The organism is Catenulispora sp. EB89 (assembly GCF_041261445.1).
Classification (GTDB): Bacteria; Actinomycetota; Actinomycetes; order Streptomycetales; family Catenulisporaceae; genus Catenulispora.
The window spans coordinates 410,561-427,351 of the sequence record NZ_JBGCCU010000007.1 but is presented as its reverse complement, the minus strand read 5'-3'; the positions used below and the strand labels follow the sequence as shown (position 1 = coordinate 427,351).

Genomic DNA, 16,791 nt, shown 5'->3' with positions numbered 1-16,791 from the left:
GCGCCCGCAGATAATGTGCGCCCCGCGCCACGACCGACGCGGCGCGGGGAGGCGAGGGACCCATGGGAGCCAAAACCGGCCTGCTGGCCTACACAACCGGTGGTATCGCCGACGCGCTGCGAAACCGGCCCGCCGAGCACAGCCAAGAGGCAGCCGAGGCGTTCGTCCGGCGACTGAACCCGGGCTGGCGGGTCTCCGGCCGCGAGGACCCTTACGCCAACCTGTGCGAGATGACCTACCCGCCCGACGACATCGCCTACGCCGCGAGCCTCCCGGGCGCGGACATCCTCTGCAGCCGGACCGTGATGCTCGACCGCCCCTCCGAGCTGCCGACGCGCTACCTCGAAGCCGCCGAGGGCCGCACCGTGATCCTGCACGCCATGCACAGCGTGGTCGACTTCCTCGCCTTCGCGATCTGGAAGGACGGGGTCCTCATCCGCTCGCTGAGCCTGTCGCCCGACAGCGGGATCATCGAGGACATCGGCGAGCGCCTGCCGTTCGAGGGGCCGTACTGGTCCGGGGAGCACCCCGTCGAACCATTCGACTTCGAACCGCTCCCCGGGCGGCCGGGCCCGGACGCGGAGCCCTACCCGCTGCCGTTCCATCCGCTGGAGCTCGGCGAGCAGGCCCTGCGTGCGCTGTTCGGGTTCGTCATCGAGGGCTACCCCGCCCCGGACGACATCGACGCCTTCGAGGTCCCGATGTACGGATTCGACCTCATCGATCCGGCCGGCCAGACCCCCGAGGAGCGCCAGGCCGAGCGCGACGCGCTGGCGGCCACCATGGGTCCGCCACGGATGCTCCAGATGCGGGGCGGGACGTTGGTCGAGGTCGAGATCGGCGAACTGGGGATTGCGTGACGGGGACGAGCCCAGGAGTCGGGTCTGGCGACGATCACGTGCCGCGTGCCGGTCGGCGTGCCGCGCGGTGTCTGTCGGATCTGTCGGATCTGTCGGCCCGGATGATCCGAGTGCAGGAGTCTGCGCGCAACGGCGTGCGCGGGTGCCCGCCGCCCGAGCCGCTACACGTGCCTAAACCCGCCTGCACAGCGTGAAGAGCTGAATCTCCGGCGGCGCCGCCAGCTCCGGAACGTACGTCCGCGAGTCCTCCCACTCCACAACGAACCCCGCCTCCGCCAGGACCGCGCGCCAAGCGGCGCGGGTGTAGGCCGTGACGCGCAGCCAGTGGCCGAGGAAGGGGATCGGCATGTCGTCGACGTCCGCCTCGACCATGGCCAGCGCCAGGCGGCCGCCGGGGGTCAGGATGCGGTGGAAGAGTCGCAGGGTGGTGTCGATCTGTGCGCGGGGCAGCATCAGGAGCGAGAAGAACGCCGTGACCGCCTCGTACTGTCCCGGGTCGTCCGGCAGGTCGAGGATGTCGGCGTGGATGAAGGTGGCCTCCGGGACGTTCGTGCGCGCCAGGTTCAGCATCTCGGCGGAGAAGTCCACGCAGGTCACCGTACAGCCGACGTCGAGCAGGCACCGTGCGGTGGGCAGTCCGGTGCCGGCGCCGGCGTCCAGGACGCGGGCCCCGGCCGGCAGCGTCTCGAGCAGGCGGTCGGTGCAGGCGACCTGGCCGTCCTTGTGCGGGAAGCTCTCGTCGTAGCGGGCGCCGATGGCGTCGAAGCCGCCGGCCTGCGCGGCCTGGCGTGCGGCCCATTCGTCGGCGCGCACCGCGGGGGCCGACGGCGTCATCTCGGACATACTCGCCTCCTCGTCGCAGACCGGCTGTGCGGCTCGATTATCAGACCTCTGGTGTGGTGGTGGAGGGGGAAACGCCGGAAAGGAACCCGAATCGGGGACGCGCCACGGCGGCGCCGGGGCGCGTCCCATTGACCGTGGACGGCAGCGCTCAGTACCCGAACAACCGGTACACCGCGGTGATCCGCGGGTCAGGATGGAACACCAGCATCCGGTGCGAGGGGAACGGGATGACCCACTTCCCGCCCTCGACGACGTCCGTCAGCGCCGTGCTCGCGCGGGTCAGGGTCCTGCTCGTCGTCGCGAACCGCTGGGCGAACGAGCCGTTGCCCAGATCGCAGCAGACCAGGTCGATCGTCTTCCACCGCGCCACCCCCACCTGGCGGGCCAGTTGATCCGGATTGAGGTTCTCCACGTTCCCGGGAGCGTAGGACCACTCAGCGAACCGGCCGTTGCGCATCGTCACGCCGTGGGTGACGAGTTCCAGCCGGGTGTCGCGGTCGTGGAGCCCCGCGACGTTCGCGTCGTGGTCGAGCCACGCGCTGCTCTGGGTGGTCGGATGGCCGGCGCCCTGGTGCCCGACGCCACGCCGTGCGCCCTTGGGGATGGCGAAGACCGGGTCCTCCACGCCGGTGAGCACGGTGGTCCGGGTGGCGGCGCGCTGCGCCGCGATCCGCGACCCGGTGACGCCCGACCCGATGCCCATCATCCCGGCCCCGACCACCGCGCCGATCCACGCCGCCTCGTCGGCGCCGTCCAGGGCCGCCGAGCCGGTCTTGCCGTCGATGACGTTGCCGAGGATCGCGCCGAGCGCGCCGGACGCCGAGCCCTCCGCGGCGCCCGTCAACAGCGCGATGCCGACGCCGCGCACGATGAAGCCGAGACCGGACGCGCCGGCCGTGCTCGACACCTGGAACGCGGTCGCCGCCAGCCCGGCGGACAGGCCGCCGACGATCCCGAAGCTGACCGCGCCGGTCACGCCGCCGATCGCGGCGCCGATCCCGACCTGCTTGAGCGCCTCGGTGGCCGAGGCCCCGTTCACCGCCGCGGTCACCCCCGCGACCGCGCCCCCGATCACCGCGCCGGCCGCGAAGGCGATCAGCAGCGGGACGAAGAACAGGTCGCCGCCGGGGTCGACGAGGTTCACCGGATCGCCGCCCGCGTAGACGTAAGGGTTCGTCCCCGCGCCGGCCGGATCGGTGTTGTAGAAGCGGCACAGACGCGGGTTGTACAGCCGCGCGCCGAGGTTCACCAGACCGGTCTCGGCGTCCCACTCCTGGCCCAGGAACCGGTACTCCAGCAGATCCGGACGCTTGCCGCCGGGCTCCCCCATCAGGTCGCCGTACGGACGGTAGTCGTAGCGGCCGAGCACCGCGCCGTCGGATCCGACGACCAGCCGCGAGGAGCCCAGGCGGTCGCGGAACACCGCCGCCTGCCCTCCGTCGCTGTCGAGGACGGCGACCAGCCCGCCGAGGCCGTACACGTAGTGGGTGACGCGCCAGTCCTGCTCACCGCCGACCCGCGTGTGCTCCGTCAGCAGTCCGGCTCCGGCGCCGCACAGGTAGCGGCGCTCGCTGCGGATCGCGCCGTCCGGGCCCCGGTGGACCTTGGACCAGCGCCGTACGCCCGAACCGCCGACAACCAGATCCGTCCGGCCGCCGTCTTCGTGCTCGACGAAGGTCGGGAACCCGGTGACGCGGTCGGTCCCCAGGGCCCGGACGAGCCGGTCCGGGGTCTCGACGGTCCGGCCGGCGGCGTCGTAGCCGAAGCCAGACGCTCCGTCGGCGCGAACCAGCCGGTTGCCGTGCGGGTCGTAGCCGAAGACCCGCTCCGTCCCGGCGTCCCGGACGTGCAGGAGGTTGCTGTTCGCGTCGTACTGCGCCGGTCCGCCGACGCCGAAGTCGCTGGCGGCGTCGGCGTTGTTGCGAGCGGTACGCAGCCTTCCGCAGGCGTCGTACGAGTACTGCCACGTGTACGCGAACGGGACGGCGCCGCCGTCGTCGGGCGCTTCGTAGGACGCCCTGGACGCCTTGCCACCGTAGTAGTGCGCGCCGTCCTCGCCGGATTCCTCCCAGTACGCCACCCGTTCGGTGAACAGCGGGCTCTCGGCGGCGGTGAGGAGTCCGAGCGAGTTGTAGCGGAACCGGCGCATCGTGGCTCCGGGCCCGGCCAGGGTCAGGGTCTCGCGCTCGACGGCGCCGGCGGTGTCGTAGGCGTACGCCGCGTAGGCCTCGGGGTCGGACGGCGTGCCGACGGCCACCAGGCGGCCGAGGACGTCATAGCCCTGACACACCACCGGGATGTCGGCATCGTCGGTCTGCTGCGCCGGACGCGGATAGACGACGCGTTCGAGCAGTCCGCCGGCCTGGTAGACGTACCGGGTCTGCCACGCGGGCTCGGACCCGCGCCGCTCGGCACAGCTGACCACCCGGCCGGCATCGTCGTAGTCGAGGACCGTCTCCACGGCGGGCTCGCCGGGCGCCGGGTTGCGCAACCAGATCCAGCCGCGGCCGACGGTGTTCGGCTGCGAGCCGTCGCCGTCGTAGCGCAGCCGCTCGCGCCAGCCAGCGTCGTCGAGCGGCCAGCTGGTCGCGGCCAGCGTCTGCAGCTCGTCGCGGTTCCAGGCGCGGTCGATCTCGCCGCTCTCCACGCGGCGGCCGAGCCGGTCGTAGGTGTGATAGACGATCCGGTCCAGTCCGGCCGGTCCCGTGCCGCGTCCGTCGGCGTAGCGCGCGAACCGCAACAGCCCCCGGTCGTCGTACACGCAGTCGCTCACGCCGGTATCGGCCGCCGCGTCCTCGACGACCCGGCCGAGCCCGTCCACCTGGTGCAAGATCACCCCGGCCGCGGGGTCCTGATCCGGGCGCGGGGCGAACCGGTCCGGCCCCAGGATGCGGACGAGGTCGCCGCGGTGGTCGTACTCCTGCGCCGTCCGGACGTCGGCCGACTCCGGCACCTGGCGCACGCCGAGCGTGGCCTCGGCCGGATCGAAGACGGTGACCTCGACCCGGCCGTCCGGGTCGGTGGTGGTCCGGGTCGGGTAGCGGCCGGCGGGCAGGTGGTCGAGGAAGCCGTCGTCCGTCTTGAGCCCGTACGCGACGCGGGAGGTGTGCCTCGCGCCGGGAGCGATCGCGTGGACCGCACCGGGCTGGCCGCTCTCCAGCAGGCGCCCGGTGACGGCCATCTCCAGCCGCTGCCGCGAATACGGGTAGCCCTGGTCGTCGGAGCGGCCCTCGGACCCGTCGTAGTACTCGGCGACGTCGCCGGTCAGCTTGCCGGTCGCCGGGTCCGTGCCGGTGACGTACGTGCTCGAGTACCCCGGCACCGCCCCGGTGTAGGCCATCGCCTTGACCTGCATCGTGGGCCGGCCCAGTGCGTCGAACAGGACGCCGCTGACGTTCACCCCGTCCGCGCCCAGGGACTGCGACTGGCGCTCCAGGCCGACGCCGTCGCTGTACGAGACGCCGACCGAGGGCTGGTGGAAGACCATGATCCGGCTGAAGCCCGCGACGGCCTCGCCGGCGGTCAGCACCAGCGCGCCGGCGACCGGATCGGCGAAGCGGTGCGCGAGGATCTGGCGGCCGTCGACCAGGAACAGCACGGTGTGCGGCTGTGCGATCAGCATCCAGTCGTCGGTGGTGGCCGGCGACGGGCCCGCGGCGCGCGCCGCGACGGCGCCGTCGCGGAGCAGCAGCCACTCCCCCGACGGGTCCCATTCCGCGCTGACGCCGCCGATCGCGGCGCCGACGCGCGACGTGCCCGCGCCAAGGCGCGACGTCCCGGCGACGGCCGGTGCGGCTGCGGCCTGGACGTCGACGCGCACGCCGTACCAGGCGAAGCCGTCCGATCCGCGCAGCGTCAGCGTTCCGGGGCCGGTACCGACGTGCCGGAGCACGCGGTCCACGACGGCCCACTCGTCGGCCGGCTCCGGAGCCCAGCGGACGCGCCAGTCTCCGCGGCCGGGGAACTGCTCGACGAAGCCGCCGCGCGCCGGCGAAACCTCGATCCGGGCGTTCGGCCGCATCGCGTCGAACGTGTCGTCGACGCTGGCAGTGGCGCGCGGATCGGCGTCGGAGCCCCGCGCGTAAGCGAAGCCGGTCAGCCCGTCCAGCGCCTCCGGACCGGGCCCGGAGATCGCCGCGATCCGCAGGGAACTGTCGTAGTGGTAGCCCGTCGGCACGTTGGTGACGTCGATGGTCGCGGTCGGCAGCGAGGTGCCCCCGGCGTAGACGGTCGAGCTGACGCCGCCCTCCAGCGGCACGAGCCGCAGGTCGTCCACGTAGCACGCGATGTCCGGCCGCGCGTTGACCACGCGACACGTCACAGTGGTGGCCGACCCGGGATCCGGATGCTCCAGACCGATCTGGATCCGCTGCCAGCCGCCCTCGGTCACCGGGAACGGCAGCTTGACCAGGCTCGCCTGCTTCCCACCGACCGGCCGCAGGTCGAAGAACCAGGCGTCGGTCTCGCCGGGGACGAATCCGGGGTCGGTCCGCATCCAGCACGAGAAGTACGCCCGGCCGCTGCCCCGCGCGAGCTCGAAGTCCGCCGTCACCTCGACGCGCCCGGCCAGCCGCAGGCAGCGGGTCCCCGTGTGCGGGTAGTCGGTCGTCATCAGCGCTTCCAGCTCCTGGCCGTCCGCGCGCTTCCAGCCCTGCGTCCGCTCGTACGGCTCGAACCCCAGACAGCAGCCGGCCGGGACCGGCGCGGTGAGGTCGAGGTTGACGAACGTCGCGACGACACGGTCGTCCTGGCGGTCGAACAACGAGGACGTCGCGAGGCCGCGGGCGTCCACCGACACGACCGGCGAGCCGAAGCGGTTGCGCGCGGTGAACCGCTCGCCGAGCACCCACGCCGACCGGTCGCCGACCGGGGCGTGGTCGAACGCCGGCGGCAGCGCCGTGCCCGCGCGCCAGGTCCACGACTCGTACTGCGACCAGCACTGCGGGGCGGGCGCGGGCCAGTCGGCACGGTAGGTGGTCCGGCTCGCGGAGATCCCGAGGCCGACCGTCGTGTCGACGATCTGCTCGGCGGCGATCGCCGTGAACATCCCGGCGTCGCGCATCCCGGCGTACTCCGGGACACGCCAGGCCGGCGTCAGCGTACGGACCGTGGTGTGCTGCGTGCCGTCGGAGGAGAACTCCGTCGCCCGCTGTTCGAGCAGCAGGCCGGTCGCGTCGTCGTAGGCGTTGGTGTAGGACTTGCTGGTCTCGCCGTAGACGTGCAGGACCGGGTCCGGGGCGCCGAAGGCGTCGTGGTCGCGGCCCACGGGATACCCCGAGGCCCCGTCCACGATCTCCCAGCGCGTGCCGGTGGTCAGCACGATGACGGCCGCCCGCGGGCTCAGCGGCAGACCGGCCGAGACGAAGGCCTCGACGATCGGAGCCGAGACGGCGCCGGTGTCCAGGAACGGGATCTGGTCGAGCGGGAGCTCGAACAGGTGCAGGCGGCCGGCCGAGGCCTCGCTGCGCACCAGCACCGGCAGCGTCACGTCGAGCAGCACACCGACCGGGGACGTGTCGCCGGACCGGAGCCGCAGACCGCTCCAGGCCATCCGGGTCGCAGCGACCTGATAGCCGTCGCCGTCCAGCGTCCGGGACTGCCGGACCCGGCCGGTGAACAGGCTGAACGGCTCGCCGGCCGCGGCGGACCGGCCCACGGCCGCCGGCTGGTCCCACCGGGTCAGGTCCACGGCGGCCTGGTCCGGCAGGCCGTTGTGGAACGCGTACTCCGCCCGGCCGCCGATCCCGCCGGGCCCCATGATCCGGGTCGCCTCGGGGAACAGCACGGACACCCCCGAAGGGTCGAACACGGCGCGCGCCGTGTCGTACTCGTAGGCCGTCACGACGGCCTGCATCCCGCTGTCGACGGTCACCTCGTCCACGACCGGGACGACGACGCGCGCGGTGAGCGAGCGGTCGATGATCCGGTGCAGCGTCAGCTCCGGCGTGGAGGCGAAGGGGTACACGGCCGGGTAGGTCACGAAGATGCGCGGGCCGGCCATCTGGGCCGCGGCGAACTTCGGGTCGTCCACGGCGATCCGGCGGCCGGCCAGCGCCGTCTTCTCGGCGAACCCGCCGTTGTCGACGAGCTGGACGGTGGTCACGGCCTTCGAGCGGTCGCCGGGATCGTCCTGGTAGATCAGGTGCGACCCGGCGATGTTGTGCAGGGAGCCGAGCGCCCCGTTGATCGGCAGGGCGCCGATGGTGCTCAGCGCGCCGTTCGGCGCGCGCCAGCGCACGGTGCTGCCGGTCGTCACCAGGCGTCCGCCGCTCGTCGGCGGCCAGGGCGCGACGGCGAGCGCAGCCTCGAGCGCGGCGTAGGGCACGGCGTCCGGCGCGGCCTCGGGCGCCCCGGACCCGGCACCATCATGCTCCGGTGGTTCCTCGGCCGGCGCCGAGAGAACCGTCCACGTCCCCGTCGCCGCCGAGTATCCGACGACGGTGTTCTGGGTCGTCGTCCCCGCGACCACGCTGCGGATCGCGAGGTCCTCGCCGTAGGCGTACTTGACGTCGGCGGCCGTGGCCGCGAACTCGAAGTCCCGCCACTGGACGCCGTCATAGCGGGTGAGCAGCGGACCGTTGCCGACCAGCGCGCCGACGACCGTGGTGCGGGCGGCACGGCCGTTGCGGGTCGTGTCGCGGGCGACGGCGAAGTCCGCCTCCCATTGCAGGGTTCGAAGCCGCGCCTGGCCGGACGTCAGGGTGTAGGTGGCGACGGCGAAGCTGTCGCCGAGCGCCCAGAAGTCCGCGGCGTAGCGGGAGACCCAGTCGAACGGATCGCCGGCCGAGCCGAGCGGACCGATCTCCCAGGCGCCGTTCGCGGCGAGGTGGAACAGCTGGTATCGCACGCGTCCCTGGAGGTACCAGCCGACGATGTAGTACTCGCCGCGCGCCGCGATCGCGATCTGCCTGGTGCCGTTGCTCGCCGAGGAGGCGGACCAGGACGAGGTGAACGGGTTCCACCAGTAGCGGTGGACGGGGAGCTCGCCGCCGAGGTGCAGCACCGCGAACCCGGTGCCGGCGGCGAGGGTCGTCTCGGCCGGGGCCTCCGTCACCGAGCGGTCGACGGCGACCTGCGTCCTGGTCCAGTTCCCGAAGCGGTAGGGCTCCTTGCGGAACAGGTGCAGGGCCGCGGGGCCGGTGCCGGTCTTGTTCGCCAGGTAGAGCGCGAAGAAGTCGCCCGACGCGGCGAACCGGACGTACTCGGTGCGCACGGCGCCCGGGATCCGGACGGTCCATGGTTCGGACCACCGGCCGCCGACCGTGTAGACCTGCACCTCGGTGGTCGAGGACGACTCCGCGTACCAGGCGATGACCACGTAGTCGGGGCCCTGGAACACCAGCGGCACGGCGCCCGTGAGCGGCCGGGGCACGGTGATCGAATTCCGGAACACATCATCGGCGTCGGCGTGCCCGGCCGTCGTCGCGGACGGGCCGGACGGTCCGAGGGCGACCGGCTCGTAGCCGATCGAGGCCGTCCCGCCCTCGGGGTACAGGATCGACGTCAGGGCTCCGGGGTTGGGCGCGCCGGCGTCCATCGCATAGCCGAAGCGCGTCGTCGGCACCTGGAGGTGGCCGCGGCGCTCCTCGCGGATGCCGGTCAGGAAGCGCTTGGTGAAGGCGCTCGACGGGGTGTCCGAGACATCGGCGAGTTCGTACTCGAACCGCAGCGTGTACCGGACGTCCTCGGGGTCGGCCCCGGCGGCGCGCACCGTCAGGTCGGCCAGGTACCGGTCTTCGTAACGGTCCTGGTACGACGGGTCGGCCTGTCCGTCGGGCGTCTGGTGCGGGGCCGTGTACTCGGCGGGCTCCTTGGGCGCGTAGCGGAGTTCCACCGAGGCGCCGTCCGGTCCGACCACCCGGTCGAGGTAGGCGGCGCGGGTGTAGCCGAGGCCGCCGGCCAGCGGCACCTCGTCGTTCGTGTAGTGCCAGGTCATCACCGAGCCGCCGGGCGAGCGGACCTCGGCGAGGTTCCAGCCGACCGGGTAGCGGTGCAGCGCGGGGCTCGCGGCCCGGCTGGCGCCGAGCCAGTTGCCCCACATCACGCCGTACATCACCGCACCGGAGCCGCCGGCCGGACGGCCGTAGACCCCGGTGCTCCCATCCTCCCGCAGCACGGTCCACATCTCGGCGGCGCTGTCGTACCGGATGCGCCACAACGGGTGCAGCGCGCACTGGAACAGCAGCGTCGAGCCGTCGGACCCGGACCAGATCAGCGGATCCAGGACGCCGCCGGACTGCAGCAGGAACCGGCCGTCGAGCGGGTTCCGGCTGGTCTTGCCGTCGACGACGATCCGGTCCGCGCTCAGCGACCAGCCCAGGCCCAGCACCCCGGTCGGGGCGTCCAGGTTCCAGACCGACGACGAGCGCGCCGCGTCGCTGCCGTACAGCGCTGTGACGTCCAGGTCCAGGCCGTCCCGGCCCGGGACCGAGGCCAGGGTCACCGGCAGCGTGAGCGTGCCGGTGAACAGGCTGACGCTCGCCGCGACGTCGCCGAACGCGCCCGCGTCCAGCTGGGACGCCCGCGGCGCGGCCTGCGGCCCGGGCGCGGGATCGATGGAGGTGATGTCGGCACTCATGGTCTCCCCCCGAAGACTCTCAGGCCTCGTCGGCGACGTCGACGTCCGGCAGCCGGTGCTCCTCGGCCTCCCACGCGGCCAGCGCGGCCCCGCTGAGGCCGACGCCCGTCGCGATGAACGTGAAGTCGCGGTCCTCCGGGTCGCCGTTGCCGTTGCCGACCTTCACCCGGAACTGGCGCTCGGTGATGCCGACGACGACGGCGTTGTCGCGCGTGCTGCCGCCCTGGTTGTTCACGTCGTTCGGAAAGACCTGGGTGGCCACGACGACCGGCGTGACCGCGAACGGCGGCCGGAAGACGATGTTGTACAGGCCCCGGTTGGCCTTGACGACGTCGTAGTCGCCCTCACCGCTGATCTTGGACCCGTCGCGCGCGATGAACCCGGTGACGATGGTCAATGCGAGCTGGTCTGCCATGGTGTGAACCCCTCCGGTCCGATCGGCCGGAATCCGGCCGCTGTGAACGAGGGGTCGACACGCTCAGCGGGCATGCCGACGGCACTTCGCTGTGCGGTGTTGAGCATGATGCGCGGCGTCTGCGCGTGGTGCGCGGTGCTGCGCGGTGAAGTGCCGCGGACGCGGGCAAGCGTCGTCGACCGACTGCCCGCGTTCGGCGCTGAGTGAAGATCGGTGGTGTGGCGAGATGTGTCCCCACACCGGATCTAGCGTCGCCCCCCCTAGGCGTGTACCTGCGGCGAGTATGGCACGCGGCGGTATGACTGTCAGTACTCTGTAAAGGTTTCCGGCACAGGGGTTTCTCCTTCACGACGGGTGCACCGTCCAGTCGCCGGGGCCGATCGCGCTGCCGTTCACCCGTCATCCAGACCGCGTCCAGAGCCCCTGGAGAACGCTCGGCGAGCATCGCCTCGACGGCTTCATTCCAAGGGGGAATCCATGATCAACCTGCTTTCGTCGACCCGCGTGCCACGGTGCCGGGCGGCGGCGATCGCGACCGCCGGCGCCGTGACGTTCCTGGGCGCGCTGCCGTTTGCGCAGCCCGCGCATGCCGCGTCGGGGTTTCAGCGCGCCGCGTACTACGTCGGGGCGGATGGAGGTCTCGACGTCTTCGGCAGCAACAGCGACGGGGTCTGGTCCCGGGTGCCGACGGCCCTGACGCCGGCCAAGAGCGCGCCGGCCGGGGCGCCGGTGGCCGCGGTGCGCGGGCCCTCGGGGCGGCTGCTCGCCTACTACGTGGGCGGCAACGGGGCCGTGTACGAGTCCTGCGGTGCGGTCGCGGGGTCGTACGCGGCCGTCACGGGATCCGGGTTCGCGCCGGCGGGCTCCCCGGTGTCGGCCGCGCTCATCGGGCGAGAGGTCGTCCTGACCGTCGAGTCCGCCGGGGGCTTCAGCTCCGCCACGGACGACGACGCCCCGATGTGCGGCACCGGCCTGCACTGGTGGGGCCCCGGGCCGCACCCGAAGTGGTGGACCGTCGGGGGCGACTTCGCGACGGTCGGTTACACCGACGGCGAGGTCGGCGTCTTCCAGGCCGGCAACGACGGCGCGGTCCACGCGCTGTGGGGCACGGCCGCCGGGGCGTGGCAGGAGGCCACGCTGACGGGTACCGGGGTCGCGAGCCCCGGCGAAGGCCTCGCCGCGACGGTGAACTCGGCGGCCGGTGCGGGAATTCGCGGCGCGGGCGTCCGCAGTGCCGCCGCGAGCCCGAACGCCGCGTCGCCGACGCCGGGCGCCACGTCCATCTTCTACGCCGGGCTCGACGGGTACGTCCACACCGAGCACCCGGCGGCCAACGGCCAGTCCGACGCGGCGGTGGCGCTGCCCGGCGACCCTCAGCCGCAACCGTGGAAGTCCCACATCGCAGCCCTGGCGGCCGCCGACGGCACGACTCAGGTCACTGACATATCGTCGACGGGCGCCTTGCTCGTCGCCGGCACCGTGAACGGGCAATGGCAGGCTCCCAAGCAGGTCAGCCGCACCGGGTTCGGCATCCCGGGAAGCTCGGTCGGCGTGGCCGGCCTCGGCGGCGGCGACATCGACGTCATCTACTGCGGGACCCCGCCCGGCCACATCCACATCGGGCCCAACGGACCCGTCTACACCCAGCCGGCCCTCGGATCGGTGGTCGCGGGCACAGTCACCGCAGTGGCCCAGTAGCGGTCCCGGGCCGATACCAGGCCGACATCCGTCAGCTCCGCCCCTACGTCGGCGGGATCGGGCGCCCGCCGACGACCTGGCCGGGAACGGGACGCCTACCCGTTCCTGGCCAGGCCCGCGAGCTGCGCACGAATGTCCGCGGCGGCCGGCGCGTCGAGCTCGTCGAACAGGTCCAGAGCCCGGCTCCACTGCCGCCGCGCCTCGACCGTCCTGCCGATGGCCTGATGAATGTGTCCGAGACAGTCAAGAGTCTCGGCCTCGCCATAGCGATCCGCAGTATCGCGCCGCGCGGCCAGCGCCTCCTCGCAGCGTTGCAGCGCCTCCTCGTAGCGGCCCATGGACTGGTAGGTGCGGGCCAGGTTGTCCAGCACGTTGCCCTCCATCCCCCGGCTGTCGAGATCCTGGAAGATCTCCAGGGCCTGCCGCTGACACGCGATGCTCTCCTCGAACCGGCCCGCGTCCCGGTAGCGCTCCCCCAGGTTCGCCAGCGCGATCCCGGTACCCGCCCGGTCGCCGGACTCCCGGAAGATCTCCAGCGACTGCTCCTGGCAGGCGATGCTCTCCTGCATCTCCCCCAGCCGCCGGTAGCTGTTGCCCAGGTTGGTCAGCACTCCGGCCTCCCCGCTGCGGAAGCCGATCTGGCGCATCAGATCCAGAGCCCTGCGATAGTGGCCGATCGCCTCGGCGTACTCGCGCAGATCGTGGCGGCAGGCGCCCAGGCCGACGAGGATCCTGGCCTCGGCCAACGGATCCCCGGCCCGGCGCGCGCACGGCAGGGCCAGCTCGTAGCAGGCGGCCCAGTCGGCCCACAGGCGCCTGGTCTCGAAGAAGCCCCACAGGTAGCGGGCTATCTGCCAACCCTGATGATCGAGCCCGTATTCGCCCGCGGCGCGCACCAGCGGGACCAGGCCGGCGCGCTCCGCGTCGAGCCAGGCCAGCGCCGCGGCGCGGTCGTCGAACCGGTGGGCCGAGCGGTCGTCGGACGGCCGGTCGGCCCGGTCGGCCCGGTCGGCCCGGTCCAGGCGGTGCGGCCGGATCAGTTCCTCGGCGTTGTCCACGGTGAGCACGTAGAAGTCGAGCAGCCGCGCCATCGCGTCCCGCCGGGCCGACTCGGTCTCCTCCGCACGGCACTGCCGGGCCGCGAAGACGCCGAGCAGGTCGTGGAAGCGATAGCGGCCGGCCCGGGACTGGTCGAGCAGATGGGCGTCGACGAGGTCTTCGAGGGCTTCGTCGGCGTCCCGGACGTCCGTCCCGGCGAGCGCCGCGGCGGCCCGCACCGTGAACTCCGGGCCCGGGAACAGGCCGAGCAGGCGGAAGATCCGCTGCCGATCAGGGGTCTGCGACCGGTAGGACAGGCCGAACGCCGCGGCGACGCTCCGGTCCTCGACCCGCAGCTCCGCCAGCCGCCGGTCCTCGTCGCCGAGCCGGTCGAGCAGGTGCGCGATGCTCCAGGCCGCGCGGTGGCGCAGCCTGGCGCCGGCGATCTGGACGGCCAGCGGCAGGTTGCCGCAGATCCGCACGACGGCCGCGGTCGCCTCCGGCTCGGCCGCCGGCCGCACGTCGCCGGCGGCGAGCGCGAACAAGGTCGCGGCCTCGGCGGCGGGCAGCACGTCCAGGCTCAGGAACTCGCAGTCCTGCAGGCCGGGCAGCCGCCGCCGGGCCGTGACCAGGACCAGCGACCCGGCCGACCCCGGCAGCAGCGGCCGCACCTGGGCGGCGCCGGCGGCGTTGTCGAGCACCAGCAGCATCCGGCGATCGGCGAGCTCGGCCCGCCACATCGCGGCCCGCTCCTCCGTCTCGACCGGTATCCGGTCCCCGGGAACGCCGACCGCGCGCAGCAGTCTGTCGAGCGCGGTCGCGGCGGTCAGCGGCTCCTGGCCGACGGTGTGGGCGTGCAGATCGAGGTAGAGCTGGCCGTCGGGATAGTCGTCGGCCAGGCGGTGCGCCAGCCGGACAGCGAGGGAGGTCTTGCCCACGCCCGCCATGCCGTCGATCGCGAAGACCCGCAGGGGCGGAACCGCCTGCGCGGCCGGCCCCGGCCCCGGAACCTGCCCCCGGACCTGCTCCGGGACCTGCTCCGGGACCGTCCCGGGCCCCGGGCCCCGGTCCGATCGGCCGCCGGGACGGTCGATCGAACCCATGACCCTGATCATCTCCTGGTCCCGCCCGATGAAGCCGTCGATGTCCCGGGGGAGGTCGCGCCGCGCGGCCGCGGGCGCTCGCACGGTCGCTTCAGCGCGTGTCCCGAGCGTCAGCGCGGGGTCGGCGACGACGATCCGCTGCCGCAGCTCCCGCAGCGCCGGTCCGGGGTCGAGCCCGAGATCGCGCGCGCAGGCCTCGCGGGCCCGGTCGAAGGCCGCGAGGGCGTCGGCCTGGCGGCCCGCGCGGTAGAAGGCGAGCATGAGCTGCGACCAGGCGCGCTCGCGCAGCGGGTGCTCCCTGGTCATGGTCCGCAGGTCGCCGATCACCGCCGCGTGCCGGCCGCGCGCCAGGATCACGTCGATCCGGTCCTCGACCACGCCGAGCCGCACCTCGGCGAGCCGGTCCCGCTGGGTGGCGGCGAACGGCCCGGGCACGCCGCCGAGCGCGGCGCCGTCGAAGAGCCCGAGCGCTTCGTCGTAGCGGCGTTCCGCTTCCGCGAGATCACCGGTGCCCACGGCGGTCCGGGCCGTCTCGACGCACCGCTCGAAGCGCACCAGGTCGATCGCGTCGGACGCGGTCCGCAGCAGGTAGCCGGATCCGCGCGACTCGATGACCCGGCCGGGCGAGCGATGCCCGCGTCCGGGTTCGAAGGCCCGGCGCAGCCCTGCGACGTAGGTGTGGACTCCGCCCTCGGGCCGGCTGGGCAGCTCCTCGCCCCACAGCGCGTCGATGAGCTCGGCGCGATAGACGACATGGTTGCTGCGCAGAGCGAGCACGGCGAACAAGGCACGCTGCAACGGCGGTCCGAGCTCGATCTCGCGGTCCCCGGCGAACGCCCGCAGCGGTCCGAGCACTTTGACGGCGAGTTCCTGGTCTGTTGCCGCGTCCACGGCTGTCACCCCGAAACGCGACGATACCGACGCCGGTACCGACGCTTCAACCAGCGGTGGCAAAGGCATCCAGAGGTTATGCAGAGCGCGGTGCCACCATGGCCCGGCTCGCGGTATCAGAGGTCTTTCAAGGGGGAGCAGCACAGTGACCGGGGGAACATCGAAGGACCGCCAGCGATGGCGGATCAGGGCGGCGGCGTTGCTCGCAGCCCTCGGAATCACAGCGGGACCGCTGTCGGCGGCGGCAGCGGAACCGGCAGCGGCGGCAACAGCGGCGAGGCCACCGGCGAACGCCTATTTCGTGGCGTCGAACGGCACGGTCTACGGCTACGGCCGCAACGTCGACGGGACCTGGCTCCCGGCCGCCCCGGTGGGCACCAGGATGACGGCCCCGCCCGGGGCACCGATCACCTCGACCCGGCTGTCGGACGGAACGCTGGTCGCCTTCTTCGTCGGGAACGACGGTGCGATCTGGGGCGGCTGCAAAACCCTGTGGCCGATGACCACGGCGAATCTCCTGAAGCCCGCCACTCCCCTGACGGTGGCGGTCACCCCGAACGCCACGATGCTCCTGTTCTCCGACGGCAAGGGCCAATGGTCCGACATCCACGTCGAGTCGGAGATCCACCACCCCTGCGACGTCCCCACGGGCCCGCCCCCGCCGATCAACGCCGAGCCCCTGCCGGGCACCGGTCACGTCCCCGGCGGCGGCATCGCCGCGGCCGGCCTGGCGGACGGCGAGACCGGCGTGTTCGCGGTCGACGTCAACGGCGCCGTCCACGCCACCTGGCGCGCCCCCGACGGCGACTGGAGCGACACGACCCTCACCGCGGACGGGGCCTCGCTCCCCGGCGGCGGCATCGCGGCGACCGTGTCGGCGACCGACGGCAGCGTGACCCTCTTCTATTCGAACCGCGCCGGCCAAGTGGTCCTGGCCCAAGTCGCCGAGGGCGCGGGCCTGCGGGCCGACCCGACGCCGGTCCCCTGGGCGGTGGCGAAGATCCCCGAGGGCGCGGCGCTCGCGGCGACGAGCAGCAGCCTGGGCAATGACATCGCTTACATCGCGCAGGGCGGCACAGCCGTCGACCTCCAGACCGACACGCTCGACCAATGGACGAACGCTGTGACGCTGAGCCCGGCCGGCTTCGCGAAGGACGGCAGTCCGGTCGCGGTGACGGCGAGCGCCGCCGAGGTCGACGTCTACTGCGCGACCGCTCCGGGCGTCCCCGGGCACTTCGGCCTCCCGCCGCACATCCGCGGCGACGTCAGCTGGCGGCCGGCCGGCGCCGCCGGGCTGGTCCCGCCGATGGGAGGGATCACCGCCTCGTGACCGGGCCTTCATAACAGGGCACTGAGACGCCGGTG

At 73.1% G+C, this 16,791-nt stretch carries 7 protein-coding genes; 3 read left to right on the top strand and 4 right to left on the bottom strand.

The features are described 5' to 3' along the window. Positions 1-62 precede the first annotated feature (62 nt). The gene (locus ABH920_RS18470) at positions 63-860 is read left to right on the top strand and encodes a hypothetical protein (RefSeq protein WP_370350238.1); all 798 of its coding nucleotides are present in this window, start codon (positions 63-65) and stop codon (positions 858-860) included. A gap of 171 nt (positions 861-1,031) precedes the next feature. Here ABH920_RS18470 and ABH920_RS18465 read toward each other — a convergent pair whose 3' ends face one another. From ABH920_RS18465 to ABH920_RS18455, 3 genes are all read right to left on the bottom strand, one after another. Further along, on the bottom strand, positions 1,032-1,703 hold the full coding sequence (locus tag ABH920_RS18465) for a class I SAM-dependent methyltransferase (protein ID WP_370350237.1): 672 nt from the start codon (positions 1,701-1,703) through the stop codon (positions 1,032-1,034). 148 nt (positions 1,704-1,851) lie between these two features. Then, complete coding sequence (locus ABH920_RS18460) at positions 1,852-10,281, bottom strand: RHS repeat-associated core domain-containing protein (RefSeq protein WP_370350236.1); 8,430 nt, start codon at positions 10,279-10,281, stop codon at positions 1,852-1,854. A gap of 19 nt (positions 10,282-10,300) precedes the next feature. Beyond that, positions 10,301-10,696 carry a hypothetical protein gene (locus ABH920_RS18455; protein ID WP_370350235.1) on the bottom strand — a complete coding sequence of 132 codons (396 nt, stop codon included), beginning with the start codon at positions 10,694-10,696 and terminating at the stop codon, positions 10,301-10,303. 477 nt (positions 10,697-11,173) lie between these two features. On the opposite strand from ABH920_RS18455, the gene ABH920_RS18450 reads away from it, so the two are divergent. Beyond that, the gene (locus ABH920_RS18450; protein WP_370350234.1) at positions 11,174-12,394 is read left to right on the top strand and encodes a hypothetical protein; all 1,221 of its coding nucleotides are present in this window, start codon (positions 11,174-11,176) and stop codon (positions 12,392-12,394) included. 95 nt (positions 12,395-12,489) lie between these two features. Here the strand turns inward: ABH920_RS18450 and ABH920_RS18445 are convergent, their stop codons facing one another. Beyond that, positions 12,490-15,426 (bottom strand): BTAD domain-containing putative transcriptional regulator, encoded by a 2,937-nt coding sequence (locus ABH920_RS18445; RefSeq protein WP_370350233.1) that lies wholly within the window; start codon positions 15,424-15,426, stop codon positions 12,490-12,492. A 145-nt stretch (positions 15,427-15,571) separates the two neighbouring features. Here ABH920_RS18445 and ABH920_RS18440 point away from each other — a divergent pair, with 145 nt between their 5' ends. Next, positions 15,572-16,756: a hypothetical protein gene (locus ABH920_RS18440; RefSeq protein WP_370350232.1), complete on the top strand. Its 1,185-nt coding sequence runs from the start codon at positions 15,572-15,574 to the stop codon at positions 16,754-16,756. Positions 16,757-16,791: the final 35 nt, after the last annotated feature.